Here is a 23828-nt window from a genome sequence, read left to right as displayed (position 1 = left end):
GACACAACCTGCGTTGGCGGGTTTTTGCTCCTTGATCCCGTAGGCCATGTTTGCCGGAGAATCTTGACAAAACAGGCTTCCGAAGAAGGCCGGGTTTATCTGGAATGGGCCGTGGATATCCTTTTTCTGAAGGATTCAACAAATACAGTTTCGGGTGTGATTGCCGCAAAGGATGCCGGGCCGTTCAGGAAGACTGTCAGTCTACCTAAGAATTCCATTTCGAAAACGGCCTGCGTTGAAATTGAAAAACAGCATATGCCTTTGCTGCGAAGGCTGAACTCAATCGAAACATGTTACGAATACCTGGTCAGCGGAAAGCGGCCGTTCTCGATCTCGCCCGAACTGCATTTTCCACTCGAGCTTGCGATGGGGAATTTCGATGCGGCCCATATGCTCAGACGCTGGCATCGCCAACAATGGTTCGACCGACCCGTTGATACTTATCGGAAGGAGAGTCCCATTTATTCTCTCGTGCGTCGGCTATGCCTGCTGCTCGAGGCCGATAATGCCGCCGAAATTCCACATGTATTACGGGAAGCAGAGGAGGCGGCAGCTGAAGAACTTAGGCTGAGCCATCTTTGGCAGCCAACAATTTTTCCCGTTGAACATGCCTCGTAAGAATCGTTTCCAGCGCTTGCTGACGCCTTTATTGCTTCGAAATAGCGACGTCTGCATCGAGAACGCTTTCTTGTTCTTCGCCCGGTACGACACGCTTTTTGCGCGCTGCTTTTCGATGCGGTCGGCATCGCCGGTGTTTTTCGTCCGCGTTGGTTTGTCGTTCCGATATTTGCCCTGCCGCCGGTGCTGCAGTTGATGAACATAGATGGAGTAGGCACCAAATATTCCGATGAGCCGGCACGCAGCATGCCGGAAGACATTTTAAGCGAGCAGCTGCGTGCCGACATCGAGTCCTCCGTCCTGCCATTTTTTAGATCCCTGGCAACGTTCGACCGGCTTTACGCCTATGCGATGCATGGTGACCTGCAAATCTGGCAGCACGAGGCTCTCCACTTCAGATTGGAACTCGCGATGGGCAACTTTGATGCTGCCCGAATGCTGATGCGGTGGCATTCAAAGAGATGGTTATCGGATGAACCGCAGGCAGATCATACCCACGAGAGGCAGCTTTGTGCCCTATTAGATGCAAATGACCACACCGGCATAGGACGTTGTCTACGCGAGATAGAAGCGTCAGTGGTTGCCGCATACAAAGTCGAACATATCTGGGAGCCATCCCCCTTCCCGTTCGAGCCTGAATACAAGGAGTGGGCGCGAAAATCCGGCATAAAGGTGGACTAGATTCCGCCGCCTCTTGCCTTTTGACCGCCTCTCGGCTTGAAGCAAGGCATGTCTCGCTCCCTCATCATCGCCATCGACGGTCCCGCGGCTTCCGGCAAAGGAACGCTCGCGCGGCGGCTGGCCGATTATTACCACCTGCCGCATCTCGACACCGGCCTGACCTACCGGGCGGTGGCGCATATGCTTTTGACGAAGGGCTGGCCGCTCGATGACGAGGCGCATGCGATCGAGGCGGCGCGGCTGGTCGATCTCGGCCATCTTGATCGCGAGGGGTTGTCGGCCCATACGGTGGCGGATGCTGCCTCGCGTGTTGCCGTGATTGCGGAGGTTCGCCGCATCCTGGTCGACAAGCAGCGCGCCTTTGCCGATCGGGACGGCGGCGCGGTGCTGGACGGGCGCGATATCGGCACCGTCGTTTGCCCCGAGGCGGAAGTGAAACTCTATGTCACCGCAAGTGCCGAGGTGCGCGCCATGCGCCGTCTGCGTGACATCGAGGGGCGTGGCGGCAAGGCGGATTTCGACGAAATCCTCTCCGACATCAAGCTTCGCGACGAGCGCGACATGGGCCGTACCGACTCGCCGCTCAAGCCCGCCGCAGACGCGCACTTGCTCGATACGTCGGAAATGTCTATAGAGACCGCGTTTATTGCGGCAAAAGCGATCATTGACGACGCAATAGCCAAGAGAAGCGAAATCTGATCCCGATGTTTCGCGTTGTGGCTTGCTGAAGCGGTCACGAAGCATCATCTGGGCCGGATAACCCGCCTGCCAGCATTCTCATGCGCCGAATACCGCCGCGAAAGCGGCACCAGGGCATTTGCCCGGGATGCTGAACAGGCAAAACGCAACACGAACCAAGGCGCCGGCTCCGCAGATGCGAGAGCCTTCCAGGAGAAACAATGTCAGCTTCCAATCCAACCCGCGACGATTTTGCCAGCCTTCTCGACGAGTCGTTTTCCGACGGCCACTCGGGTGAAGGCCAGGTTGTTCGCGGCATCATCACGGCCATTGAAAAAGACATGGCCATCATCGACGTCGGCCTCAAGGTCGAAGGCCGCGTGCCGCTGAAGGAATTCGGCGCCAAGGCCAAGGACGGCCAGCTCAAGGTGGGCGACACCGTCGAGGTCTATGTCGAGCGCATCGAAAACGCGCTGGGCGAAGCCATGCTGTCGCGCGACAAGGCTCGCCGCGAAGAGAGCTGGGTCAAGCTCGAAGAGAAATTCAACAAGGGTGAGCGCGTCGAAGGCGTCATCTTCAACCAGGTCAAGGGCGGCTTCACGGTCGATCTCGACGGCGCCGTGGCGTTCCTGCCACGTTCGCAGGTCGATATCCGCCCGATCCGCGACGTTTCCCCGCTGATGCACAACCCGCAGCCCTTCGAGATCCTGAAGATGGATCGCCGTCGCGGCAACATCGTGGTTTCGCGCCGCACCGTGCTTGAAGAGAGCCGTGCAGAACAGCGTTCGGAAATCGTGCAGAACCTCGAAGAGGGCCAGGTTGTCGAAGGCGTCGTCAAGAACATCACCGACTACGGTGCGTTCGTCGACCTCGGCGGCATCGACGGCCTGCTGCATGTCACCGACATGGCATGGCGCCGCGTCAACCATCCGACCGAAATCCTCAACATCGGTCAGACGGTCAAGGTGCAGATCATCCGCATCAACCAGGAAACCCACCGTATCTCCCTCGGCATGAAGCAGCTCGAGAGCGATCCGTGGAGCGAGATCGGCACCAAGTTCCCGATCGGCAAGAAGATCACCGGCACGGTCACCAACATCACCGACTACGGCGCCTTCGTGGAGCTGGAGCCGGGCATCGAGGGCCTCATCCACGTTTCGGAAATGTCGTGGACGAAGAAGAACGTGCATCCCGGCAAGATCCTCTCGACCACGCAGGAAGTCGACGTTGTCGTGCTCGAGGTCGATCCGGCCAAGCGCCGCATTTCGCTCGGCCTCAAGCAGACGCTCGAGAATCCTTGGGAAGCGTTCGCACGCAACCATCCGGTCGGTGCTGTCGTCGAGGGCGAGGTCAAGAACAAGACCGAGTTCGGCCTGTTCATCGGCCTGGAAGGCGACGTGGACGGCATGGTCCACCTGTCCGACCTCGACTGGAACCGTCCGGGCGAGCAGGTCATCGAAGAGTACAACCGCGGCGACATCGTCAAGGCGCAGGTGCTCGACGTCGATCAGGACAAGGAGCGCATCTCGCTCGGCATCAAGCAGCTTTCGCGTGATGCTGTCGGCGAAGCTGCAACTTCGGGTGAACTGCGCAAGAACGCGGTCGTGACCTGCGAAGTCATCGGCGTCAAGGACGGCGGCCTGGAAGTCCGGCTTGTCGACCACGATGTCGAGACCTTCATCAAGCGCAACGACCTGTCGCGCGACCGTGACGAGCAACGCCCCGAGCGCTTCACCGTCGGCCAGAAGGTCGATGCGCGCGTCATCGCCTTCGACAAGAAGACCCGCAAGATCCAGGTCTCCATCAAGGCGCTGGAAATCGCCGAAGAGAAGGAAGCGGTTGCCCAGTACGGCTCGACCGACTCCGGCGCTTCGCTCGGCGACATCCTGGGCGCGGCCCTGAAGAACCGCGGCAGCGAGTGATCTTTCGTCATTGACCGCCCGTGAACGAAACCCCGCCGGAGCAATCCGGCGGGGTTTTTCTTTTTGCCCATGCGGAATGGATTTCTTCGCTATGCTTGTTGCTTTAGGGTTTGCGCGGCATAAACGACTCACATGACAGACGCGCCGCAGCCAGACATGAACGACCAGCCAGCGCCCGACCGACCCTCAGCCCTGGCGCCCTTCAAGCACAGCATCTTCCGCTCGGTGTGGATCGCCAGCCTCGCTTCGAATTTCGGCGGGCTGATCCAGAGCGTGGGCGCGGCCTGGATGATGACCGCCATCTCGAACTCGGCCGATATGGTGGCGCTGGTCCAGGCCTCGACTGCCCTGCCGATCATGCTGTTTTCGCTGGCCTCGGGCGCGATCGCCGACAATTACAACCGGCGCAAGGTGATGATCGCCGCGCAAGGCTTCATGTTCGCAGTTTCCATTGCGCTGACGCTGGCCGCTTATTTCGACTTCCTGACGCCCTGGCTGCTCCTTTCCTTCACCTTCCTGCTCGGTTGTGGCACTGCACTTAACAATCCTTCGTGGCAGGCCGCCGTCGGCGACATGGTCCCGCGCAGCGACCTGCCCGCGGCAGTGTCCGTCAACAGCATGGGCTTCAACCTGACCCGCAGTGTCGGCCCGGCCATTGGCGGCATCATCGTCGCTGCGGCAGGTGCGGCGGCGGCGTTTGCCGTGAACGCGGTCAGTTATCTGCCGCTGCTCTTCGTGCTGTCGCGCTGGAAGCAGAAGGAGACGCCCAGCACGCTGCCGCGCGAGACGCTCGGCATCGCGATGACGGCCGGCCTGCGCTACGTCGCCATGTCGCCCAACATCGAAAAGGTTCTGCTGCGCGGCTTCGTCTTCGGCTTTACGGCAATCTCGGTGCTGGCCCTGCTGCCGCTGGTCGCGCGCGACATCGTGCAGGGCGGCCCCCTGCTTTATGGCGTACTGCTCGGAGCCTTCGGCATCGGCGCAGTCGGTGGCGCGCTGATCAACGCATGGCTGCGGCAGAAGCTGAGCAGCGAATGGATCGTGCGCCTTGGCTTCATGGGTTTTGCCGTCTGCGCAAGCGTTGCAGCGCTGAGCCAGATGGCCTGGCTTACCTGCGCGGCGCTGCTTATCGGCGGCGGCAGCTGGGTGATCTCGCTTTCGCTGTTCAACGTCACCGTGCAGATGTCGACGCCGCGCTGGGTGGTCGGGCGCGCGCTCTCGCTCTACCAGACGGCGACCTTCGGCGGCATGGCGCTGGGAAGCTGGATCTGGGGCGTGATCGCCGAGAATCACGGTGCGGGCCAGGCACTGCTTGCATCGGCCGCCCTGATGATCGCGGGTGCTGCACTCGGGTTGAAATGGTTCACGCTGCCGGAGCAGACATCCCTCAATCTCGACCCGCTCAACCGCTGGAAGGAGCCGCATCTGGCGCTCGACGTGAAGCCGCGCAGCGGCCCGATCGTCATCATGATCGAGTATGTCATCGCGCTGAAGGACACCGCCGAATTCCTCGACGCGATGGCCGAGCGCCGACGCGTGCGCCGGCGCGACGGGGCCAGGCAATGGACGCTGGCGCGCGACCTGGAAAATCCGGAACTGTGGATGGAAACCTATCACACGCCGACCTGGGTCGAATATGTGCGGCACAACCAGCGCATAACCCATGCCGACGCCATCGTCGGCGAGCGTGTCAGGAAGCTGCACAGCGGGCAGGAGCCGCCCCGTGTGCACCGCATGATCGAGCGACCGACGGACTGGTCCGTGACGATTGCACCGCCCAAGGATATGCTCGACCTTCATTGACCGTCGAGGTTAAACGCCGAGGTGCCGGCCGGCTGCGCATTTACCGGACAGCAAGGTCCGCGCGCTAAGACTGCGCCATGACTATGCGGTGAAGCGGGGGGCTTCGCGTGACGGTTCAGAATTCCGATCGAGATTCCGGCCTGCAAATGAGCTGGCTGCGTACCGGCTACGCCCAGTATCCGGTGGTCTGCACCTGGATCGTGCTGGCGCTGCTGTGCACGTTTCTGTGGTGGATGGGCGCCAACCTGAATGGCGATGTCGACGACCTTCTGAAGCTGCATGAAATCCGCTTCCTCGTCGAAACGGGAAACATCTACGACAGAACGCTTCCGAATATTCTCCAGCCCGAGCCGTTCGTCACCCACTGGCCGTGGATCGTCGACCTGCCCTATGCGCTGGTCACCTGGCTGCTGAGGCCTTTCATCGGCCTGGAGCCGGCATTGTCGGTCGCGAGCTTCGCGGTTCCCCTCCTGATGCTCCTGCCGGCGCTGCACTTCTTCTATCGCATACTGGCCGCCATCGGCTTCCAGACCCCCGCCGCAGCCCTACCGTTGGCCATCCTCTTTGCCGTTCGCAGCTTTTTCGAATTCGAACCGGGCCGCATCGACTACCACAATCTGGAGATGCTTCTGCTTCTGGCGGCGGTCGCGCTGCTGATGTCGGAGCGCCGCGGTGCCGCCGCAGCCAACGGCGCGATAGCGGCGCTGGCACTGGCGATAAGCACGGAATTCGCGGCCTTCTTCGCGCTGGTAATGGCCGTCTATGCATTCGACTTCATCTTTTCGGCGCGTGACGGCGCGATGCGTCTGGCATCGTTCGGCGCGACGCTGAGCGCGGGCGCCGTCGTTCTTTTCCTCGCAATCGTTCCTTTCGGAACCTATGCCGTCGCGCGCTGCGACAGCTACTCCGCCCCCCATCTGCTTGCTCTGGCCTGCGCCGGCGGTACGTTCATCGCCCTGCCGCTGTTGCTAAGGGAGCGCGGCGGATGGATGCTTCGAGCGGGGCTGCTGGTGGGCCTTGCCGGAGCGAGCCTCGTTGTGACGATCGGGCTGTTTCCGCAATGCGTCAACGGCCCCTATGCGGTGCTCAGCGACTATGCCCGCGACAACTGGCTTAACTGGATCGGGCAGGAAAAATCGCTGCTGACGCGACGCAATTTCGTCCTCTCCAGCGGCATTGCCAGCATACTCATTTTCTTCATCGGCGCGCTGGCTCCAGCCATGATTGTCGGGGTGGGAAAGGTGCGCGACCGTTCGCTGATCATTCTCGCGCTGTTTTCCGTGCTGGCCGTTGTCCAGTCGGTCGTCTGGTTTCGCTATTTCCGCTACGTCCCGCTGTTTGCCGGCCTGGGCCTGCCGCTGGTCTTTGCTGCCTTCTTCCCGATGCGCCTGAAAATAGAGACCTATATGACGGTGCGGAACTACGCCGCACCGTCCCAGAAATATCTCCTGCTGGCGCCGGGGCTGGTTTTGTCCCTGGCCCTGCTGCTGTTCCATCTGGCGGTAAAACCAGCCGAACCGAATGCGCCGGCGGGGCAACTGGCCGATAGCTGCGACCTCGTCACAACCCCGAAATTCGACTGGCCGGCAGGGTCGCGCGTCCTCTCGTCTCCGCTCGTTGGAATACACCTGCTTTCGCCGGACCCGAAGCTTTCGATCGTCGCCATACCCTTCCACAATGCCGGCCACGGCATCGAGCGTGCCTACCGCTTTCTCGATCCGCAAACCGAGAATCCGCGAGCGATTGTCGATGAGGCGCAAGCCACGCATGTCGCCGTCTGCGCCTGGCGCGGCAAACCGCTTGCATGGCTGGAGAACGGCTATTCTTTCGCGTCGGCACTGATCGAGGGACGCCCGCCGGAATGGCTGAGCGAATGCGCAACGGACCCATCTTCGCCGCTGCGCATCTATCGCTACGTCGGCACGGATGGCAGCCAGCCCGCCTGCCCGACCCTCTCGGTTGCACGATAGCGGATCAGGCCACCGTGATTTCGATCAGATAGGGCTTTTTCGTCGCTCGTGCCAGCTTTAGCGCGGCAGCGAGATCGGACAGATCATCGAGCCGTTCGGCGGCGATGCCATAGGCTTCGGCGACGCGACAAAAATCCGGCGGTGCGGGCGACACGCCGACCGGCTCGACGCCGACATCGCGCATCGAGGTTTCGATTTCGCGGTAGCCGCGATTGTTCCAGATGACGAAGATCACCGCGGCGTTTGCATCGAGTGCGGCGCCCAGTTCCGACAGCGTGAACTGGAAGCCGCCGTCGCCCGACAGGCAGACGACCGGCACGTCCGGCAGGGCGAGTGCAGCGCCGATCGCCGCCGGCGGGCCATAGCCCAGCGCGCCGAAGCCGGTTGCCGCGTTGAACCAGCCGGCGGGGCGGTCATGGTCATAGTAGAGGTTCGCGGCATAGACCGGCTGGGTGGAATCGCCGACGATGATCGAGCCCGGAAGCGCATCGCGAATGGTTTCCACCACCTCGACCTGCGCGCGCATATCCGCGCCTATCTCCTGCCATGCGGCGTCACGCGCTTCAGCGGCACGGGCAGCGCCGGATGCCCTGTCGCGGTCGTTGCGCCTGTCAGCCTCGATGAGACCGGCGAGCGCTTCCAACGCCAGGGCGCTGTCAGCCCTTATGTCGATCGTCGCAGGGCGACGGCCAAGCTGCGCTTCGTCGATATCGATGCGGATCAGATTGGCGGGAAGCAAAAAGCCCTCATCGCCATACATGTCGTAGTCGGTCGGACCGAACTCGGTGCCGACGGCGATGACGAGATCGGCATCCGCCATCAGCGCGCGGACGGCTTTCAGGCTCGGGCTTGCCGGCACGCCGAGTGGATGCTTGTGCAGCAGCCCGCGCGCATTGGCCGTGGTGACGACCGGCGCGTCGAGCAACTCGGCCAGTTTCTGGAGCGGCGTTCCGGCCGCCTTTGCGCCGCCGCCGGCGAGGATCAGCGGACGCTTCGCGATGATGGCCAAATTGGCCGCCTCCACCATCGCGCTCATCTCGGCCCGCGGCGCAGTGGTATTGGCGGAGCCAGCCGAAAGGCTGCCGGCCGGCAGCGCCATCACATTGGTCGGAATCTCGATGTGAACCGGGCCGGGTCGGCTGGTCGCGAACAGTTCGAAGGCGCGCGCCAGAACGCCCGGCAGTTCGCCGGCATCGGTAATCCTATGCGAAAACAGCGCCAGCCTTTCCATCATGCCGCGCTGGTCCGGCATTTCGTGGAGATAACCGAGGCCCTTGCCGAGCGTCGGCGTCGCGTTGACGCCGGAGATGACCAGCATGGGGATGGAGTCCGCCCGTGCCTGCCCCATTGCGGTGATGGTGTTGGTCAACCCCGGCCCGGTGATGACGAAGGCGACGCCCGGCCTGCCGGTGACGCGGGCATAGCCATCGGCCATGAAGCCTGCGCCTTGTTCGTGGCGCGGCGTGATGTGGCGTATCTTCGAACCGGCAAGTCCGCGGTAAAGCTCGACCGTGTGCACGCCCGGAATGCCAAAGACAGTGTCGACGCCATGCGCCTCAAGCAGTGAAATCAGCGCCTCTCCTACGGTCGTCATGCCGCTTCTCCTCCCCGCAAATCCAGGCCGAGCAGCGCCTCGACCGTCGTGATGCCGATTTCGGCCAGTTCACCGCTCTCGAACATGTCGGCAGCCAGGCAACCCTCGATCCACAAGCCGTCGATCAAGCCGTTGATGGCGATGGCGTGACGCCGCAACGCGCTGGCTTCAGCATTGCGACCCGCAGCCTTGAGGACCTCCGCCACCAGCGCCTCCACCTCGTTGCGAAAGCCAAGATAGCCTTCGCGATGGGCTATCGAAAGCGCCGGATCGGAGACCGCCCGGCCGATGAAGCCGGCCCAGAGCGAAAAGACCCGCGCATCGACCACCGGCGGCGCGAGATTGGCCTCGACGAAAGCTGCAAGCCTGCGCCTCGGCCCCGCGCCTTCAAGGCTGAGGGCCGCCTTGGCCTGCTCGGTCATGCGCCCGACGATGGTCGCATAGGCGGCCTGCAACAGTTCTTCCTTGCCCGGGAAATAGTGGCGGATAAGCCCGCCAGTCACGCCGGCACGCAAGGCGATGGCGCGCACCGTTGCCCCTTGCAGGCCGCGCTCGGCAACGCAATCCAGCGTCGCCTCGATCAGGTCCTGACGCCGCCGCTCCTCGCCCTCGCGGCGAAACTTGCGACGCCCGGGCGTGTTCATTGGCGCAGGATCGGGCGCGTCAGGCAGGTCGGCCCGCCTTCGCAGGCAATGCATAGCGCATCGGCCTCGAAGGTTTTCACCGTGCAGCCGGCAGCTTCCATCGCAGCCTTGGTCTTCGGGAAACCTGCGACCGCGATCACCTCGCGCGGGCTGGTCGGCAGCACGTTGAGGCTCAGCCCGTTCGAGGCATGAAACTCGTCGGCATCGCCTTGAACGAGCGTGATGCCGCGCGCCTTCAGCAACTGATAAAAAGCTGCCGGCAGAAGCGGCGCATAGACCAGCGCCAGATCGTCGGCCAGCGGGCTGATGACCGACATCAGATGCAGGCAGGCTTCCTCGCCGTGCCAGAGCGGCAGGTCATAGCCATAGACCTCGACGCCGTGCGGCGACAGCATGTTGGCAAGCTGCTGGATGCCGGCCTGGTTGGTGCGAACGCCTCTGCCGACGGCGAGCGTCTTCGCATCGACCCAGACGCAATCGCCGCCCTCGACCTGACCCGGCGCCTCGATGCGGCCGAGGATCGGAATGCCGAGACGCGTGTATGTCTGCTCATGCAGCGTCGGCTCGGCGTTGCGCAGCGCCTTGCCCATGGAAAGGATGATCGCGCCATGGTCGCTCATCAGCGACGGGTCGTGAGTGAAGACCGAGTCTGACAGGCCATCCTCGCGATCCTCGATCCATTCGACGGCAGCGCCCGAAGCGGCCACCAGATCGGCAAGGGCGGCATGCTGGATCGCAGCCTTTGCCGGGTCGAAACCCGGGCCGTAATGCCACGCAGCGCGCTCTGCGCCGCGCATCGCATTGGCAGCGGATCGCATCAACACGCGCCGGAGCGGCGCCGCCATGGACTGAGAGCCGTAAGCGTTCACGAAGGCCTCTTTGCGCTGAAAAATGACAATTGGACTGGCGTTGGAGTATTTATACACTTGCATAACAAGGCCGCAAGTGCCGTAATGGGCGGGATTGACGGGCCTGCTCGATCGGGTCCATGCTGGCGTGGAACATGGTTGCGTGACGCGATGACGGGTTGTGGGGCAAGCTTGCGAGCGAGGGTGAAACGTCCCCCCGAGGGTCGTGGATGAGCGCTGCCGGCGCACCTCTCGCGACGCGGAAGACGGCGCCGGACAGCGCCGCCGAAGCCATCCACATCGAAAACCTGCACAAGAAATTCGGCCAGCTTCACGTCCTGAAAGGCGTGTCGATGTCGGCGCGCGACGGCGATGTCGTGGCCATCATCGGCGGCAGCGGCTCGGGCAAGTCGACGCTGTTGCGCTGCATCAACTGCCTGGAAAACCCGACCAGCGGCATCATCCGCGTCAATGGCGAGGAAATCCGCCTCAAGGCCGACAGCCACGGCAACACCGTGCCGGCAGACCGTCGCCAGATCGAGCGCATCCGCTCCAAGCTCGGCATGGTGTTCCAGAGCTTCAACCTGTGGAGCCACATGACGCTGATCGAGAATGTCATCGAGGTTCCGGTGCATGTGCTCGGCGTCAAGCGCGAGGAAGCGATCGCCACTGCCGAAAAGCTGCTGGCGCGCGTCGGCCTTGCCGAGAAACGCGATGTCTATCCGGCCTTCCTGTCGGGCGGACAGCAGCAGCGTGGTGCTATTGCCCGCGCGCTCGCCATCCAGCCGCGCGTGATGCTGTTCGACGAGCCGACTTCGGCGCTCGATCCCGAACTGGTGGGCGAAGTGCTGCGCGTGATCGGCGACCTGGCGCATGAGGGGCGCACCATGATCCTCGTCACCCACGAGATGAAGTTCGCCCGCGAAGTCGCGAGCCACGTCATCTACCTCTACAACGGACTGGTCGAGGAGGAAGGCCCGCCGGAACAGATTTTCGGCGCGCCCAAATCCGAACGGCTCAAACAATTCATCCGCAACATTGGCTGAAGGCGGAATGGAACAAAGGGAACACTCAGCTCAACGAAAAATGGGAGTCTCAGATGATCAAAAGTCTCAAACTGGCAGTCGCCGTTCTGGCGCTCGGCCTGTCCGGCGCGGTGACGGCTAACGCCGAACCGCTGAAGGTGGGCATCGCCGCCGAGCCCTATCCGCCCTTCGCCTCGCCTGATGCCTCCGGCAAATGGGATGGCTGGGAAGTCCAGGTCGCCGAGGCGCTGTGTGCCGAAGCCAAGCTCGAATGCGTGATCACGCCGATATCCTGGGACGGCATCATTCCGGCGCTGACGACCAAGAAGATCGACATGATCGCCGCTTCCATGTCGATCACCGCCGAGCGCGAAAAGACGATCGCCTTCTCCGACAAATACTACAACACACCGACCGGCATCATCGGCCCGAAGAGCGAGACATTCGACGCCTCGCCCGAGGGGCTGAAAGGCAAGATCATCGGCGTGCAGGTGTCGACCGTGCACGAGGTCTACGCCAAGAAACACTTCGGCCCGACGGCTGCCGAGATCAAGATCTATCAGACGCAGGACGAGGCCAATGCCGACCTCGCAGCCGGCCGCATCGACGCGGTGCAGGCCGATTCCATCGCGCTGAATGACTTCCTGAAAACCGACCAGGGAAAGGGATGCTGCGACATGAAGGGCACGGTGGCAGACGACCTCGAAGTGCTCGGACCGGGCGTCGGCGTCGGCCTGCGCAAGGAAGACACCGAGTTGAAGGAAAAGATCAACGCCGCGATCAAGGGCATCCGCGCCAACGGCAAGTATGACGAGATTGCGAAGAAATACTTCGATTTCAACATCTACGGCGAGTAAGCGTTTGATCAGGCCGTGAGCCTCGACCACATCTTCTCCCCGCTTCTCCAGCTTGGAGCGATCGAACTCCTGTCCCCAGCCCCTCCGGGCTGGGGCGGCAACCTGCTGCGCGGTCTGGCCAACTCAGTCCAGATCGCGCTGGGTGCTTTCGGGCTCGGCCTGCTGATCGGCACGGCAGGCGCCTATGGCAAGCTCTATGGCGGGCCGATCGTTCGCGACCTGATGGAAGTCTACACGACCGTCGTGCGCGCGGTGCCGGAACTGGTGCTGATCCTGCTGCTCTATTACGCCGGCGCCGACCTCATTAACCGCGCGCTGGAAGGGCTCGGCTATACCCGCATCGACATCAATGGACTGGTTGCCGGCATCGCCGTTCTGGGCTTCGTGCAGGGCGCCTATGCCACCGAAGTGCTGCGCGGGGCGATCCTTTCCGTGCCGCAAGGCCAGATCGAGGCGGCGCGCGCCTATGGCATGTCGCCCGGCCTTTTGATGCGGCGCATCACCATGCCGGCCATGCTGCCCTTCGCCATTCCGGGCCTCGCCAATCTATGGCTGATCGCCACCAAGGACACCGCCCTTCTGGCCGTCGTCGGCTTCAACGAACTGACGCTGGAAACGCGGCAGGCGGCAGGCACGACCAAGGCCTATTTCACCTTCTTCCTCGCAGCGGGCGGGCTCTATCTTCTGCTGACGCTGTTTTCCAACGTCATCATCGCGCGCATAGAGCGATGGTCGCGGCGCGGCATGCCCTCGATCGCGGAGGGGCGCTGATGTCGATCGATCTCGTCAACACGACGCGAACGCAGCGCGCGCTCGGCTGGCTCCAGCCGCACCGCATCGGCCTGATCGCGATTGGGATCGCCCTGTTCGGCTCTGCCGTCTATTTCATGCGCTGGGACTGGATTCCCAACTACTACGATCTCGCTTTGCAGGGCATCTGGCGCACGATCTGGATCATGCTGGTCACGGCGGTGCTCGGCTTCCTGCTAGCCGTTCCGCTCGGCCTCGCCCAGGCGGTCGGCCCGTGGTGGCTGGCCTGGCCCGCCAATGCCTTCTGCACCGTCATACGGGGCACGCCGCTGCTTCTACAGCTCTGGCTGCTCTATTACGGGCTGGGGTCGTTGTTTCCGCAGTTTCCGGCAATCCGCCAGTCGTGGTTGTGGCCCTATCTGCGGCAGGCATGGCCCTATGCCGTGCTGGCGCTTACGCTTTCTACTGGCGGTTACGTCGGCGAAGTGATGCGCGGGGCTTTCGCCGGCGTGCCGCACGGCCAGCTCGAGGCGGCCCGCGCCTATGGCATGCGGCGCTGGAAGATTTTTCGGCGCATCTGGTTTCCGCAGGCGGTGCAGCGCGCGCTGCCGACGCTCGGCGGCGAGTCTGTCCTGCTGCTCAAGGCAACGCCGCTGGTGGCAACGATCACCGTCGTGGACATCTACGCGGTGGCCTCGCGCGTGCGGCAGGACACCTACATCGTCTATGAACCGCTGCTTCTTCTCGCGCTAATCTATCTTTGCATCACCGGCATAATCGTGTTCATTTTCCGCCGGCTCGAAGCACGCATACCGACGCGAGTAGGATAAACATGGAAAACACGATCACACTCAGCCTCGAACAGGGGCTGCGCCTTTGCGAGGATGCGGCGCGGCGCGCGGGTGCACGCCCGGAAACGGCCGCCTCGCTGGCACGATCTGTGGTCGATGCCGAAGCGGAGGGGCAGCCGTCGGTCGGTCTTGCTCACTTCGTCGATTATCTCGAGGCGCTGGAGGCGGGACGAATCGATGGGCAGGCCCTGCCCGAAATCAGCCGACCGGCCGGCGCGATCATCGCTTCGGATGCCAAGGGCGGTTCGGCGCATCTTGGCTTCGACACGGCTTTTGACGATCTGGTGAAAACGGCGCGCGATTTTGGCGTGGCGATCTTCTCGCAGAAGAACGCCTTCACCGCCGGCGCGCTCGGCTATTTCGTCAGGCGGCTGGCGGAGAAAGGGCTGGTCGGCCTTGCCGCGACCAACGGCCCGGCGCTGCTCGCCGGCTCGGGTTCGACCAAGCCGGTCTATTGCACCAATCCGCTGGCCTTCGCCGCTCCCGTCGAAAACGGCCCGCCGCTGATCATCGACCAGGCCTCGAGCGCCACTGCCTTCGTCAACATCCGCAAGGCAGCGCATGAGGGCAAAAGCATTCCCGAGGGCTGGGCGATCGACGCCGAGGGCAAGCCAACAACGGACGCGAAAGCGGCAGTGAAAGGCGCGCTGCTGGCCTATGGCGGCAGGCGCGGCGCAAACATCGCGCTGATGGTCGAGGTGCTGGCCGCTGGCCTTTCCGGCGCGAACTGGTCGCTTGATGCACCGCCTTTCACTTCGGGCTCGCAGACCCCGGGAGCCGGCCTGTTCGTGCTGGCGATCGAGCCGAAGCTTATCGATCCCACGTTTGCGACGCGCATGGCCAGCCAGACTGAGCGGCTTTCCAGCGGGTATGGCGTGCACATTCCGGGACCGGCCAAGAGCATCGCCCGCAAGAAGGCCGAGCGCGACGGCATCTCGGTTCCCAAACCGCTTTACGATCGCATCGCCGGCTGATTTGCCGAACGGCCGCTGCAGGCATATCGTTCCTGTTCGCAGCGGGAGCGCGCCATGAGGATTTTGTCTCCAGCAATTGCCGTGCCCTTCATGCTCGCGCTGGCGTTACCGGCTTCGGCAGATCCGCTTTCCGATCTGCTCGCCAGGGGCAAGGGCGGCGCCTGTTACGAGCGCGTCTACGACAAGGCGCATCTGGCGCAGCATCCGAAGCAGGCCACGCAGGCCGTGCTTCTTTCGCTGCGCGAATTCAGCGATGGCAATAATGCGATCATACGCATCCGCGTCAGCGGCAAGGGCGGGACGCACTATATCGTCGGCGGCTGCGACTGGCAGGAACACGCCAATCTCGACATCCAGGACAAGCCGCTGATCGAGGCTTTCAGAGGTCCGAGCGGGCTCGATTGCCACGCCATGACAAGCGCCGACGGCTCCTCGGCGGAAGAAGGCGGCGACTTTCCGATCGATCTGAGGGACGGCAAGGCCATACTGCTCTACTTTCCCGACAGCCTTGCGGCGTGGCACTCCTATGACAGGCGCCAGCCTGCCGAGTTTCGTGATTTCTCCACCGAAGACCGAGTTTTCCGGCTGGACAAGGTCAAGGCCGGCCTGTGCAGCGAGATGGACAAAAAGCTGCCCGGTTGGGATTAGGCGCCCATCGGGGCTGTCTGCGGCCAGTTCCAAAAAATAAACTTGACTCCTTTAATCAACTATTTCTCAATCCTTGTTGATTTGACCGTGATCGACGGTCCAGGTGTTTGTGCACCGCAACATAGGAGACGAACTTGACCGATACGACGACGAACAACGCCGCCGGCACCCGACTGATCATTCCGGCCCTGCGCGGCCTCTATGGCAGCCTGCATGATGGTGCCGAGACGCTGCTGCGTGTCGTTGCCGGCCTTGCGCTGGTCACCCACGGTGCCGGCAAGATCGCCGACCCGTTCGGGGCTGCCGAAATGGTCGAGGGTCTCGGCTTCTATCCCGGCGCCTTCTGGTCGCTGCTTCTGTCGGCAACCGAGTTCTTCGGCGGCATCCTGCTGGCGCTCGGTCTGCTGACCCGGCCCGTCGCTGCGGCAACCACCTTTGTCCTGCTCGTCACCGTCTGGTTCCATTGGATCACGCTCGGCCAGGGTTATTCGGGCGCGGAAAAATCGATCCTCTGGGCGGCGGTCCTGTTCTTCTTCCTCATCCGTGGCGGCAACCGCCATTCGGTGGATGCAAAGATCGGCCGCCAGTTCTAAGATCACTCGCTAATTCTACTCTGCCGGCCATCTGACGCAGTTTTCTGCGCTTCCGGTGCTCACGTACCAAATGTACGCTCCGCTCCGGTTCTCGAAAACCACGCCATATGACTCGGCAGAGCGAATTATCAAGCAATCTTCGCCAACCCCGCCGGAGCGATCCAGCGGGGTTTTTGTTATCCTGGGATGCGGCAGAAAAGCCTTGCGCTTCACTCTTTGCCTTTGCGCCAAAACGGACTAAGACACCACCTAGATCGCCGTGCGTCCATTCGGACGCACAAAAGGACGATCTAGCACTTTGAATGAGCATCGGATTATTCCGAAAACCGGATTCCACTTTTCGGTCCGATGCTCTAACGACGCCTGAGCCACGCCCGGAGCCAGCCATGACCGAAATCCTGCAAACCCCAAAGCTTGTGACCGTTTTCGGCGGGTCCGGTTTTGTCGGTCGCCATGTGGTTCGGGCGCTGGCCAAGCGCGGCTATCGCGTGCGCGTCGCCTGCCGCCGGCCGGAGCTTGCCGGGCATCTTCAGCCGCTCGGCAATGTCGGCCAGATTCAGGTGGTGCAGGCCAATCTGCGCGTGCGCTGGTCGATCGACCGGGCCGTGCAGGGATCGGACCACGTCATCAATCTCGTCGGCATCCTTGCCGAATCCGGCCGCCAGAAATTTGCAACCGTCCAGGAATTCGGTGCCCGCGCGGTAGCTGAAGCTGCGCGCGCCGTAGGCGCCGGCCTGACCCATATGTCGGCGCTCGGTGCCGACGCAGCCTCCCCCTCCATCTACGCGCGCACCAAGGCGCTCGGCGAAAAGGCAGTGCTGGAGACGGTCGGCAACGCCGTTATCTTCCGCCCGTCGATCTTGTTCGGCCCGGAGGACGGCTTCTTCAACCGCTTCGCCGCCATGGCGCGGATTTCGCCGGTACTGCCGCTGATCGGGGCCGAGACCCGCTTTCAGCCGGTCTATGTCGGCGACGTCGCCGAAGCCATCGCGCGCTCGGTCGACGGCAAGGTCGAGGGCGGCAAGGTCTACGAACTCGGCGGGCCGAATGTGCTGACCTTCCGGCAGTGCATGGAAGAGATGCTGGACGTGGTCGACCGCGAGCGCATCCTCGTGCCGATGCCGTGGTGGCTGGCCAAGCTGCAGGGCTCCATACTCGGCGCGCTGCCCGGCAAGTTCAAGCTGCTGACCACCGACCAGGTGATACTGCTTCAGCATGACAACGTCGTCTCGACGGACGCGGAAAACGAGGCGCGCAGCTTTGCCGGCCTCGGCATCGCACCGCAATCGACAGCCTCGATCCTGCCGACCTATCTCTGGAGCTATCGCGCTGCCGGGCAGTTCTCGCGCAAGACTGAGGTTCAGTCGTAACGAACAGGGCCGAAACAGCATCTCGCTGCTTCGGCCTGACTGGCTATAGATAGCCTGCTACCGCTGGCGGGCGCTCCCAATTGTCCGCGCGGCCATCCTGATAATCGACGGGCGCCGCCGCCAGTTCCTCGTCGGTGACATCGTCGAGGCAGGCGACATTGACGGCGTGAAACTCTCCGCCAAGCGCCTCCATGGAGCCCCGCCCGAAGGTCTTCACGCCGCAAATGCTGCAGAAGAAATGATGGATGGGTTGCCCTGACGGATTTTTCGATCCGTCGCTGAAAGTATAGTCGGACAGCGCATCCGCGCCCTGCACGAGGCGGAAGTTGCCGTCGGTGGCGATGGCCTTCCAGAAGCGCGTCTTTCTGCAGATCGAGCAGTTGCACTTGCTCGTGCCGTCGGCCAGATCGATATCGCATTCAAAGCGGACAGCGCCGCAATGGCAGCTGCCATGATAAGTCTTTTTCATCTGGCTTTTCCTTGTCAGGCGCAGCAGGCCTGTGCGGCGGGACGATCTTCATACTCGTCGTGAAGCCGCACCCAATCCATCGTGCCCTTCTCGTTGCGTCCCTTCGGCGTCAGGTCGAGGTAGTTGTGCGCGCCCAGAAGCACGTCAACGCCGCGGGCATAGGTCGAGTAGGAGTGAAACACCTCGTCGCCGTCGCGATAAAAGACGCTCAAGCCGTGCAGATCGTCGTGCACAAGCGAGGAGGTGCCGTAGTTGTAGCCGACATTGCCGCTGGCGACCTGCTCCCTGGTGAAAGAGACGCCATAGTCGAAGTTGAAGCTGCCGCCGGCAGACGAAACCCAGCTGAATTTCCAGCCCATGCGCTTGCGCACCGCTTTGATGCGAGACAGCGGAACGCGCGATATCGCAACGAACGATAGATCATTGTGCTCGAAATGCTGGCGGGCGGCGTCGACATGGTCCGAGACGAAAGCGCAGCCTTCGCAGATGTGGTCCGAGCCCGGAGTCAGCATAAAATGATAGACGACGAGCTGGCTGCGCCCTTCGAACAGATCGGCGAGCGCTACCTGACCCGACGGCGTGTCGAAGCGATAGTCCTTGTCCACCTTGACCCAGGGCAGCGCGCGACGCTCGGCTGCAACTTCGTCGTGCAGCCGTGTCAGTTCCTTTTCGCGGGCGAGATGGGCCTTGCGCGCCGCGAGCCATTCCTCGCGGGAAACAGTCCGGTGAGCTTGCATGGTGTTCCTCCTCTATAGCAGCCCGGCGTGATCGCCGACCGACAGATAGGCCGCCAGACGATCCAGGCACTGGCCCCAACCCTCGTTGTGGGAATCGCGATTCTCTGCGGTATCGAAAGGCGCCTGATGGAAGGTCAGCTTCGTCTTGCCGCCCTGGTCGGCGAAGGTGACGGTGATCAGCGTCTCCAACCCCCGCTCGCCATCCGTCTCCCAGGCGAAGGTGAAGACAATGCGCTCGGCCTCGACGATTTCCTGGTAGATGCCGGCCATAATGTGGTCGTTGCCTTCCGGAGAGCGGATCGTTGCGCGATAGGCACCACCGGGGCGGAAATCCATGGCGATGGAGGGCGCGGTAAAATCCTTCGGACCCCACCAGCGGAAAAGGTGTTCGGGTGTTGTCCACACGCGGTAAACCAGGCTGCGGGGCGCATCGAAAACACGGGTGATGAGAAGCTCGTGGCCGGGCTTTTCCTTCAAGCTAGTTGCTTGTGTCATTTCCCTCTCCCTTCTGGATTGTCTGCAGATAAGCATCAAGCCGGTCGAAGCTGCCCTCCCAGAACCGGCGGTACTCTTCGACCCAGCCGGCAATGTCCTGCAAAGGTGCTGCCTCGAGCCGGCAGGGGCGCCACTGCGCCTCACGGCCGCGCGCGATCAGCCCTGCCCGTTCCAGCACCTTCAAGTGTTTGGAGACGGCGGGCAGGCTCATCTGGAAAGGCTCGGCAAGCTCCGTCACCGACGTTTCGCCCAGCGCTAAGCGTGCAAGGATTGCGCGCCGCGTTGGATCGGCGAGGGCTGCAAAAGTGGCGCTGAGGCGGTCGGTGGTCATTTCCGGAATAAACCAATCATTTAATTAACTTAAAGGTTAAGTACACTGCATACAAAATTCTGTCAAGCAGGGCCGGGCAATCCCCCGGCCACATGGCAGGTGGCGATACTCCGAAACGGAATTGTTTAGCCGGGCTTCACCGGCACGGGCACCGGGCGATAGATGACGACCGGCGGCTGCCAGACATTGAAGTCGTTGCTCTGCCGAAGTGCTGCCCGGCGATCGAGATCAAGCCTTTGCAGACATTCCGCAAAGGCATCGTTGCGCTTGGTGAAACCGTAGGAACGGCATTTTTCCTCGTCCGCCGCCCGCCGCTGTTCGGGCGTCATGGTCGTGCAGCCGCCAGCGAGCGCTGCCAGAGTCACCGCCAATACCATTTTGTGCCACATGACGAATCCTCCTCGGATATAAACTGGAGAAGAATTGTAGACTTAATTGCGGCGGAATGTAGCGCTAGCCGCGCCCTGTCATTGGTCCTGCACAGGTGTCCTATGCCGCCTGTTTACCGATGCCGGCCGCCCAGCGAGCGAGAGTGCCGTTTCGCGTTTTTCACGCGTAGCAACCACCTTGCCCTTGGCGATGACGCAGAGCCGCTCGGCGCGCAGGCGCAGCGCCTCGACCGGGTTGCCGGCGTCGAGCACGACGAGGCTCGCGGTCTTGCCGACTTCGATGCCGTAGTCGTTAAGCCCCATGATCTCAGCATTGGTCTTCGTCACCATGTCGAAGCACTGGCGCATGTCGGCCGGGCTGGTCATCTGTGCCACATGCAGGCCCATGAAGGCGACGTCGAGCATGTCGGCGGTGCCGAGCGGATACCACGGGTCGAGCACGCAATCCTGGCCAAAGCCGACCTTGATGCCGGCCTTCAGCATTTCGGGCACACGCGTCATGCCGCGGCGCTTGGGATAGGTGTCGTGGCGGCCCTGGATGACGATGTTGATGAGCGGGTTCGGGCAGGCCGAGACGCCAGCCTCGGCGATCAGCGGAAGCAGCTTTGAGACGTAGTAATTGTCCATCGAATGCATCGACGTGAGATGCGAGCCGTTTACCCTGCCCTGCAATCCGAGCCGCTGCGCTTCATAGGCGAGCTGCTCGATGTGGCGAGACATCGGATCGTCGGTCTCATCGCAATGCATGTCGACCATCAGGCCGCGCTTGGCCGCGATCTCGCAAAGCTCCGTCACGGAGCGGGTACCGTCTGCCATGGTGCGCTCGAAATGCGGGATGCCGCCGACAACCTCCACGCCCATGTCGAGCGCGCGGATGGTGTTTTCGCGCGCTGTCGGCGAACGGTAAAAGCCGTCCTGCGGGAAGGCGACGAGTTGCAGATCGATATAGGGCGCGACCTCTTTCTTGACCTCCAGCAGCGCTTCCACGGCCAGCAGCCGGTCGTCGCAGGTATCGACATGGGTGCGGATGGCTAGCAGGCCCATGGAGACGGCCCAGTCGCAATAATCGAGCGCGCGCTGCTTCACCGCCTCATGCGTCAGCAGCGGCTTGAGCTCGCCCCACAGCGCGATGCCCTCCAGCAGCGTGCCGGAAGCGTTGATGCGCGGAAGGCCGTAGGACAGCGTCGCGTCCATATGGAAATGCGGATCGACGAAGGGCGGCGAGATCAGATTGCCGTAGGCATCGATCGCGGTGCCGGCGGTGACGTTCAGCTCGTGTTCGATGGCAGCGATCTTGCCGTCCTTGATGCCAAGGTCGGCGACCACGCCGCTTGGAAGAATGCCGCCTTTGACAAGAATGTCGAAACTCATCTTTCGCCTTTCTGATAGGGAATCATCAGCGCCTTGGGATAGGTAGCGCGGCGCGCCACCAGTATCAGCGCCAGGATGGACAGCGCATAGGGCATCATCAGGAAAACCTGATAGGGCACGACGCCGCCCGAAATCTGCTGCAGCCGGACCTGATATGCATCGAAAGCGGCAAACAGGATCGCGCCGAGCAGCGCCTTGCCCGGCCGCCATGAGCCGAACACGACGAGCGCAATGCAGATCCAGCCGCGGCCGTTGATCATCTCGAAGAAGAACGAATTGAACGCCGACATGGTGAGGAACGCCCCGCCGACAGCCATCAGCGCGCTGCCGACCATGACCGCGCCCATGCGGATGCCGGTGACGCTGATGCCTTGCGCCTCCACCGCCGACGGGTTTTCGCCGGCGGCCCGCACCGCCAGCCCGATGGGCGTGCGGTAAAGCACCCAGGCGACGATGGCGACGGTTGCGAAGGCCAGATAGGTGAGCGGCGTCTGTGAGAACAGTGCTTCGCCGAGGATCGGGATTTTCGACAGGCCGGGAATCGGCAGCGGCTGGAACGGCTCGATCTTCGGTGGCGTCGTCACCTGCGGCAATGCCAGCCGGTAGGTGAAATAGGTGAGGCTCGTCGCCAGCAGCGTGATGCCGATGCCGACGACATGCTGCGACAGGCCAAGCGGCACGGTGAGCGTGGCATGCAGCAGGCCGAACATGGCTCCGGCAAGGGCGGCGATAAGAACGCCAGTCCACAGGTCGCCACCCGAATAGACGGTGAACCAGCCGGCGAAAGCGCCGACGGTCATGATGCCTTCGATACCGAGATTGAGCACCCCGGCGCGCTCGCAGATCAGCTCGCCCATGGTGGCGAAGATCAGCGGCGAGGCAATGCGGATTGCGGCAACCCAGAAGGAGGCGGTGAAGAGGATTTCGATCGCCTGTTCCATCACCGCCACCTCACCCGGAACCGCGTCAGCAAGATCGCCGTGACCATGGTCAGCAGCGCGGTCGCGACCATCACCTGGGCGATGTAGCTCGGCACGCCGGCGGTGCGGCTCATGGCGTCGGCGCCGACAAAGATGCCGGCAACGAAGATGGCCGAGGCGATGACGCCGAGCGGGTTGAGCATCGCGAGCATGGCGACGACAATGCCCGAATAGCCATAGCCGGGAGACAGGTCGAGCGTCAGATTGCCTTTCAGCCCCGACACTTCCGAAAAGCCGGCAAGGGCCGCCAGCCCGCCGGACAGAAGTGCAGTCTTCATCAGCACGCGGTTGACCGGGATGCCGGCGAAGGATGCCGCTTCCGGATTGTGGCCGACGGCGCGCATCTCGTAGCCGAGCACCGTCTTCTTCATGATGATCCAGGCGATGATCGCCGCAACCACGGCGATGACGAAGCCGTAGTGCAGGCGCTTGCCCTGGATGATGCGCGGTAGCTGCGCCTCAGCGATAACCTTGGAGGATTGCGGCCAGCCAAGGCCCATCGGGTCCTTCAGCACGCCTTCGAGCAGCATCGAGACGAACAAAAGCACGATGAAATTGAGCAGCAGCGTCGTCACCACCTCGTCGACGCCGAAGCGGGTTTTCAGCACCGCCGGGCCAAGCAGCAGAAGCGCGCCGGCAGCCATGCTGGCGATCATGATGATGGGGATGAGCAGATAGGACGGCAGCGGCAGTGCGCCGGTGCCGAGGACCACGGTGACGACGCCGCCGATATAGAGCTGCGCTTCGGCACCGATGTTCCAGAGCTTGGCACGGAAGGCAACGGCGACGGCAAGGCCGGTGAAGATCAAAGGCGTCGCGCGCGTCAGCGTTTCCAGCAGGGCGAATTGCGAGCCGGCTGCACCCTTGGCGACGAGATAGAACACCGAGAAAGGTGAGGCACCGGCGGCGAGAACGAGCAGGGATGTGATGAGCAAGGTCACGACGATCGCCGCGATGGGGAACAGCAGCGTGACGCCCAGCGACGGCGCGGGTTTGGGTTCAAGCCGCATGAATTTGCTTCCCGCCGCTTGGAGATGCTGGCGGGACAGCACCCCCCTCTGTCCTGCCGGACATCTCCCCCTCAAGGGGGGAGATCAGTATCTCCAATGCCGACGCTCTTCCTGCAACATCGAAGGTTGGCGAAAGCAGACACGACAGCTGATCTCCCCCCTTGAGGGGGAGATGTCCGGCAGGACAGAGGGGGGTGCGACAGAGCGCCGGCATATGGAC

At 62.6% G+C, this 23828-nt stretch carries 25 protein-coding genes; 14 read left to right on the top strand and 11 right to left on the bottom strand.

Annotated elements, in window-relative coordinates; all coding sequences use genetic code 11:
• The first annotated feature begins 63 nt into the window (after nucleotides 1-63).
• The 6 genes from G6N74_RS19165 (at nucleotide 64) to G6N74_RS19140 (ending at nucleotide 7672) form a co-directional block, all read left to right on the top strand.
• Nucleotides 64-618 carry a hypothetical protein gene (locus G6N74_RS19165; RefSeq protein ID WP_165119552.1) on the top strand — a complete coding sequence of 185 codons (555 nt, stop codon included), beginning with the start codon at nucleotides 64-66 and terminating at the stop codon, nucleotides 616-618.
• A 195-nt stretch (nucleotides 619-813) separates the two neighbouring features.
• Entirely contained in the window at nucleotides 814-1299 is a 486-nt protein-coding gene (locus G6N74_RS19160; RefSeq protein WP_165119551.1) for a hypothetical protein, read from the top strand.
• A gap of 48 nt (nucleotides 1300-1347) precedes the next feature.
• Nucleotides 1348-1998, top strand: a complete 651-nt coding sequence (cmk, locus tag G6N74_RS19155; RefSeq protein WP_165119550.1) for a (d)CMP kinase — start codon at nucleotides 1348-1350, stop codon at nucleotides 1996-1998.
• Nucleotides 1999-2198: 200 nt separating this feature from the next.
• On the top strand, nucleotides 2199-3899 hold the full coding sequence (gene rpsA / locus G6N74_RS19150; RefSeq protein WP_165119549.1) for a 30S ribosomal protein S1: 1701 nt from the start codon (nucleotides 2199-2201) through the stop codon (nucleotides 3897-3899).
• A 156-nt stretch (nucleotides 3900-4055) separates the two neighbouring features.
• Nucleotides 4056-5702 (top strand): MFS transporter, encoded by a 1647-nt coding sequence (locus G6N74_RS19145; protein ID WP_165119548.1) that lies wholly within the window; start codon nucleotides 4056-4058, stop codon nucleotides 5700-5702.
• 146 nt (nucleotides 5703-5848) lie between these two features.
• Entirely contained in the window at nucleotides 5849-7672 is a 1824-nt protein-coding gene (locus tag G6N74_RS19140; RefSeq protein WP_165119547.1) for a hypothetical protein, read from the top strand.
• Nucleotides 7673-7676: 4 nt separating this feature from the next.
• Here G6N74_RS19140 and G6N74_RS19135 read toward each other — a convergent pair whose 3' ends face one another.
• The 3 genes from G6N74_RS19135 to G6N74_RS19125 are packed head-to-tail and all read right to left on the bottom strand — an operon-like array spanning nucleotide 7677 to nucleotide 10779.
• Complete coding sequence (locus G6N74_RS19135) at nucleotides 7677-9266, bottom strand: 5-guanidino-2-oxopentanoate decarboxylase (RefSeq protein WP_165119546.1); 1590 nt, start codon at nucleotides 9264-9266, stop codon at nucleotides 7677-7679.
• Entirely contained in the window at nucleotides 9263-9910 is a 648-nt protein-coding gene (locus G6N74_RS19130; RefSeq protein ID WP_165119545.1) for a TetR family transcriptional regulator C-terminal domain-containing protein, read from the bottom strand. Before G6N74_RS19130 ends, G6N74_RS19135 begins: the two co-directional genes overlap by 4 nt.
• A complete protein-coding gene (locus tag G6N74_RS19125) occupies nucleotides 9907-10779 on the bottom strand; it encodes a dimethylarginine dimethylaminohydrolase family protein (RefSeq protein ID WP_165119544.1) in 873 nt (290 codons plus the stop codon). The genes G6N74_RS19130 and G6N74_RS19125 overlap by 4 nt, the downstream gene beginning before the upstream one ends.
• Nucleotides 10780-10988: 209 nt before the next feature.
• On the opposite strand from G6N74_RS19125, the gene G6N74_RS19120 reads away from it, so the two are divergent.
• From G6N74_RS19120 to G6N74_RS19085, 8 genes are all read left to right on the top strand, one after another.
• Nucleotides 10989-11804, top strand: a complete 816-nt coding sequence (locus tag G6N74_RS19120; RefSeq protein WP_165119543.1) for an ABC transporter ATP-binding protein — start codon at nucleotides 10989-10991, stop codon at nucleotides 11802-11804.
• Nucleotides 11805-11857: 53 nt separating this feature from the next.
• Entirely contained in the window at nucleotides 11858-12640 is a 783-nt protein-coding gene (locus G6N74_RS19115) for a transporter substrate-binding domain-containing protein (protein WP_165119542.1), read from the top strand.
• Nucleotides 12641-12745: 105 nt separating this feature from the next.
• Nucleotides 12746-13411, top strand: a complete 666-nt coding sequence (locus tag G6N74_RS19110; protein WP_205826762.1) for an ABC transporter permease — start codon at nucleotides 12746-12748, stop codon at nucleotides 13409-13411.
• Nucleotides 13411-14220: an ABC transporter permease gene (locus tag G6N74_RS19105; protein WP_165119540.1), complete on the top strand. Its 810-nt coding sequence runs from the start codon at nucleotides 13411-13413 to the stop codon at nucleotides 14218-14220. Before G6N74_RS19110 ends, G6N74_RS19105 begins: the two co-directional genes overlap by 1 nt.
• Before the next feature lie 2 nt (nucleotides 14221-14222).
• On the top strand, nucleotides 14223-15215 hold the full coding sequence (locus G6N74_RS19100) for an Ldh family oxidoreductase (protein ID WP_205826752.1): 993 nt from the start codon (nucleotides 14223-14225) through the stop codon (nucleotides 15213-15215).
• Between the two features lie 54 nt (nucleotides 15216-15269).
• Nucleotides 15270-15863 carry a hypothetical protein gene (locus tag G6N74_RS19095; RefSeq protein WP_165119539.1) on the top strand — a complete coding sequence of 198 codons (594 nt, stop codon included), beginning with the start codon at nucleotides 15270-15272 and terminating at the stop codon, nucleotides 15861-15863.
• A gap of 134 nt (nucleotides 15864-15997) precedes the next feature.
• Entirely contained in the window at nucleotides 15998-16456 is a 459-nt protein-coding gene (locus tag G6N74_RS19090; protein ID WP_165119538.1) for a DoxX family protein, read from the top strand.
• A gap of 386 nt (nucleotides 16457-16842) precedes the next feature.
• Nucleotides 16843-17826 (top strand): complex I NDUFA9 subunit family protein, encoded by a 984-nt coding sequence (locus tag G6N74_RS19085; RefSeq protein ID WP_165119537.1) that lies wholly within the window; start codon nucleotides 16843-16845, stop codon nucleotides 17824-17826.
• Between the two features lie 43 nt (nucleotides 17827-17869).
• On the opposite strand, the gene G6N74_RS19080 is transcribed toward G6N74_RS19085, so the two are convergent.
• From G6N74_RS19080 to G6N74_RS19045, 8 genes are all read right to left on the bottom strand, one after another.
• Nucleotides 17870-18295, bottom strand: coding sequence for a GFA family protein (locus tag G6N74_RS19080; protein ID WP_165119536.1), 426 nt, complete (start codon nucleotides 18293-18295; stop codon nucleotides 17870-17872).
• A 14-nt stretch (nucleotides 18296-18309) separates the two neighbouring features.
• Nucleotides 18310-19032 carry a DUF899 domain-containing protein gene (locus G6N74_RS19075; protein WP_165119535.1) on the bottom strand — a complete coding sequence of 241 codons (723 nt, stop codon included), beginning with the start codon at nucleotides 19030-19032 and terminating at the stop codon, nucleotides 18310-18312.
• A 12-nt stretch (nucleotides 19033-19044) separates the two neighbouring features.
• A complete protein-coding gene (locus G6N74_RS19070) occupies nucleotides 19045-19527 on the bottom strand; it encodes an SRPBCC domain-containing protein (protein ID WP_165119534.1) in 483 nt (160 codons plus the stop codon).
• Nucleotides 19511-19858: an ArsR/SmtB family transcription factor gene (locus G6N74_RS19065; RefSeq protein WP_165119533.1), complete on the bottom strand. Its 348-nt coding sequence runs from the start codon at nucleotides 19856-19858 to the stop codon at nucleotides 19511-19513. Before G6N74_RS19065 ends, G6N74_RS19070 begins: the two co-directional genes overlap by 17 nt.
• Nucleotides 19859-19983: 125 nt before the next feature.
• Nucleotides 19984-20247: a hypothetical protein gene (locus G6N74_RS19060; protein ID WP_165119532.1), complete on the bottom strand. Its 264-nt coding sequence runs from the start codon at nucleotides 20245-20247 to the stop codon at nucleotides 19984-19986.
• A 78-nt stretch (nucleotides 20248-20325) separates the two neighbouring features.
• The gene (locus tag G6N74_RS19055; protein ID WP_165119531.1) at nucleotides 20326-21618 is read right to left on the bottom strand and encodes an amidohydrolase family protein; all 1293 of its coding nucleotides are present in this window, start codon (nucleotides 21616-21618) and stop codon (nucleotides 20326-20328) included.
• A complete protein-coding gene (locus G6N74_RS19050) occupies nucleotides 21615-22559 on the bottom strand; it encodes an ABC transporter permease (protein ID WP_165119530.1) in 945 nt (314 codons plus the stop codon). The genes G6N74_RS19055 and G6N74_RS19050 overlap by 4 nt, the downstream gene beginning before the upstream one ends.
• Nucleotides 22559-23608 carry an ABC transporter permease gene (locus tag G6N74_RS19045; protein WP_165119529.1) on the bottom strand — a complete coding sequence of 350 codons (1050 nt, stop codon included), beginning with the start codon at nucleotides 23606-23608 and terminating at the stop codon, nucleotides 22559-22561. The genes G6N74_RS19050 and G6N74_RS19045 overlap by 1 nt, the downstream gene beginning before the upstream one ends.
• Between the last annotated feature and the right edge of the window lie 220 nt (nucleotides 23609-23828).

Origin of the sequence: Mesorhizobium zhangyense (genome assembly GCF_011045115.1) — a bacterium.
GTDB classification, from domain to species: domain Bacteria; phylum Pseudomonadota; class Alphaproteobacteria; order Rhizobiales; family Rhizobiaceae; genus Mesorhizobium_M; species Mesorhizobium_M zhangyense.
This window is presented reverse-complemented; position numbering and strand designations above follow the sequence as displayed.

Bases quoted from the DNA above. Each gene is read 5' to 3' on its own strand.
- G6N74_RS19160 (WP_165119551.1), top strand. From the start codon at position 814: ATGAACATAGATGGAGTAGGCACCAAATATTCCGATGAGCCGGCACGC.
- cmk (WP_165119550.1), top strand. From the start codon at position 1,348: ATGTCTCGCTCCCTCATCATCGCCATCGACGGTCCCGCGGCTTCCGGC.
- rpsA (WP_165119549.1), top strand. From the start codon at position 2,199: ATGTCAGCTTCCAATCCAACCCGCGACGATTTTGCCAGCCTTCTCGAC.
- G6N74_RS19145 (WP_165119548.1), top strand. From the start codon at position 4,056: ATGAACGACCAGCCAGCGCCCGACCGACCCTCAGCCCTGGCGCCCTTC.
- G6N74_RS19140 (WP_165119547.1), top strand. From the start codon at position 5,849: ATGAGCTGGCTGCGTACCGGCTACGCCCAGTATCCGGTGGTCTGCACC.
- G6N74_RS19135 (WP_165119546.1), bottom strand. From the start codon at position 9,266: ATGACGACCGTAGGAGAGGCGCTGATTTCACTGCTTGAGGCGCATGGC.
- G6N74_RS19130 (WP_165119545.1), bottom strand. From the start codon at position 9,910: ATGAACACGCCCGGGCGTCGCAAGTTTCGCCGCGAGGGCGAGGAGCGG.
- G6N74_RS19120 (WP_165119543.1), top strand. From the start codon at position 10,989: ATGAGCGCTGCCGGCGCACCTCTCGCGACGCGGAAGACGGCGCCGGAC.
- G6N74_RS19115 (WP_165119542.1), top strand. From the start codon at position 11,858: ATGATCAAAAGTCTCAAACTGGCAGTCGCCGTTCTGGCGCTCGGCCTG.
- G6N74_RS19105 (WP_165119540.1), top strand. From the start codon at position 13,411: ATGTCGATCGATCTCGTCAACACGACGCGAACGCAGCGCGCGCTCGGC.
- G6N74_RS19100 (WP_205826752.1), top strand. From the start codon at position 14,223: ATGGAAAACACGATCACACTCAGCCTCGAACAGGGGCTGCGCCTTTGC.
- G6N74_RS19095 (WP_165119539.1), top strand. From the start codon at position 15,270: ATGAGGATTTTGTCTCCAGCAATTGCCGTGCCCTTCATGCTCGCGCTG.
- G6N74_RS19085 (WP_165119537.1), top strand. From the start codon at position 16,843: ATGACCGAAATCCTGCAAACCCCAAAGCTTGTGACCGTTTTCGGCGGG.
- G6N74_RS19080 (WP_165119536.1), bottom strand. From the start codon at position 18,295: ATGAAAAAGACTTATCATGGCAGCTGCCATTGCGGCGCTGTCCGCTTT.
- G6N74_RS19075 (WP_165119535.1), bottom strand. From the start codon at position 19,032: ATGCAAGCTCACCGGACTGTTTCCCGCGAGGAATGGCTCGCGGCGCGC.
- G6N74_RS19070 (WP_165119534.1), bottom strand. From the start codon at position 19,527: ATGACACAAGCAACTAGCTTGAAGGAAAAGCCCGGCCACGAGCTTCTC.
- G6N74_RS19065 (WP_165119533.1), bottom strand. From the start codon at position 19,858: ATGACCACCGACCGCCTCAGCGCCACTTTTGCAGCCCTCGCCGATCCA.
- G6N74_RS19060 (WP_165119532.1), bottom strand. From the start codon at position 20,247: ATGTGGCACAAAATGGTATTGGCGGTGACTCTGGCAGCGCTCGCTGGC.
- G6N74_RS19055 (WP_165119531.1), bottom strand. From the start codon at position 21,618: ATGAGTTTCGACATTCTTGTCAAAGGCGGCATTCTTCCAAGCGGCGTG.
- G6N74_RS19050 (WP_165119530.1), bottom strand. From the start codon at position 22,559: ATGGAACAGGCGATCGAAATCCTCTTCACCGCCTCCTTCTGGGTTGCC.
- G6N74_RS19045 (WP_165119529.1), bottom strand. From the start codon at position 23,608: ATGCGGCTTGAACCCAAACCCGCGCCGTCGCTGGGCGTCACGCTGCTG.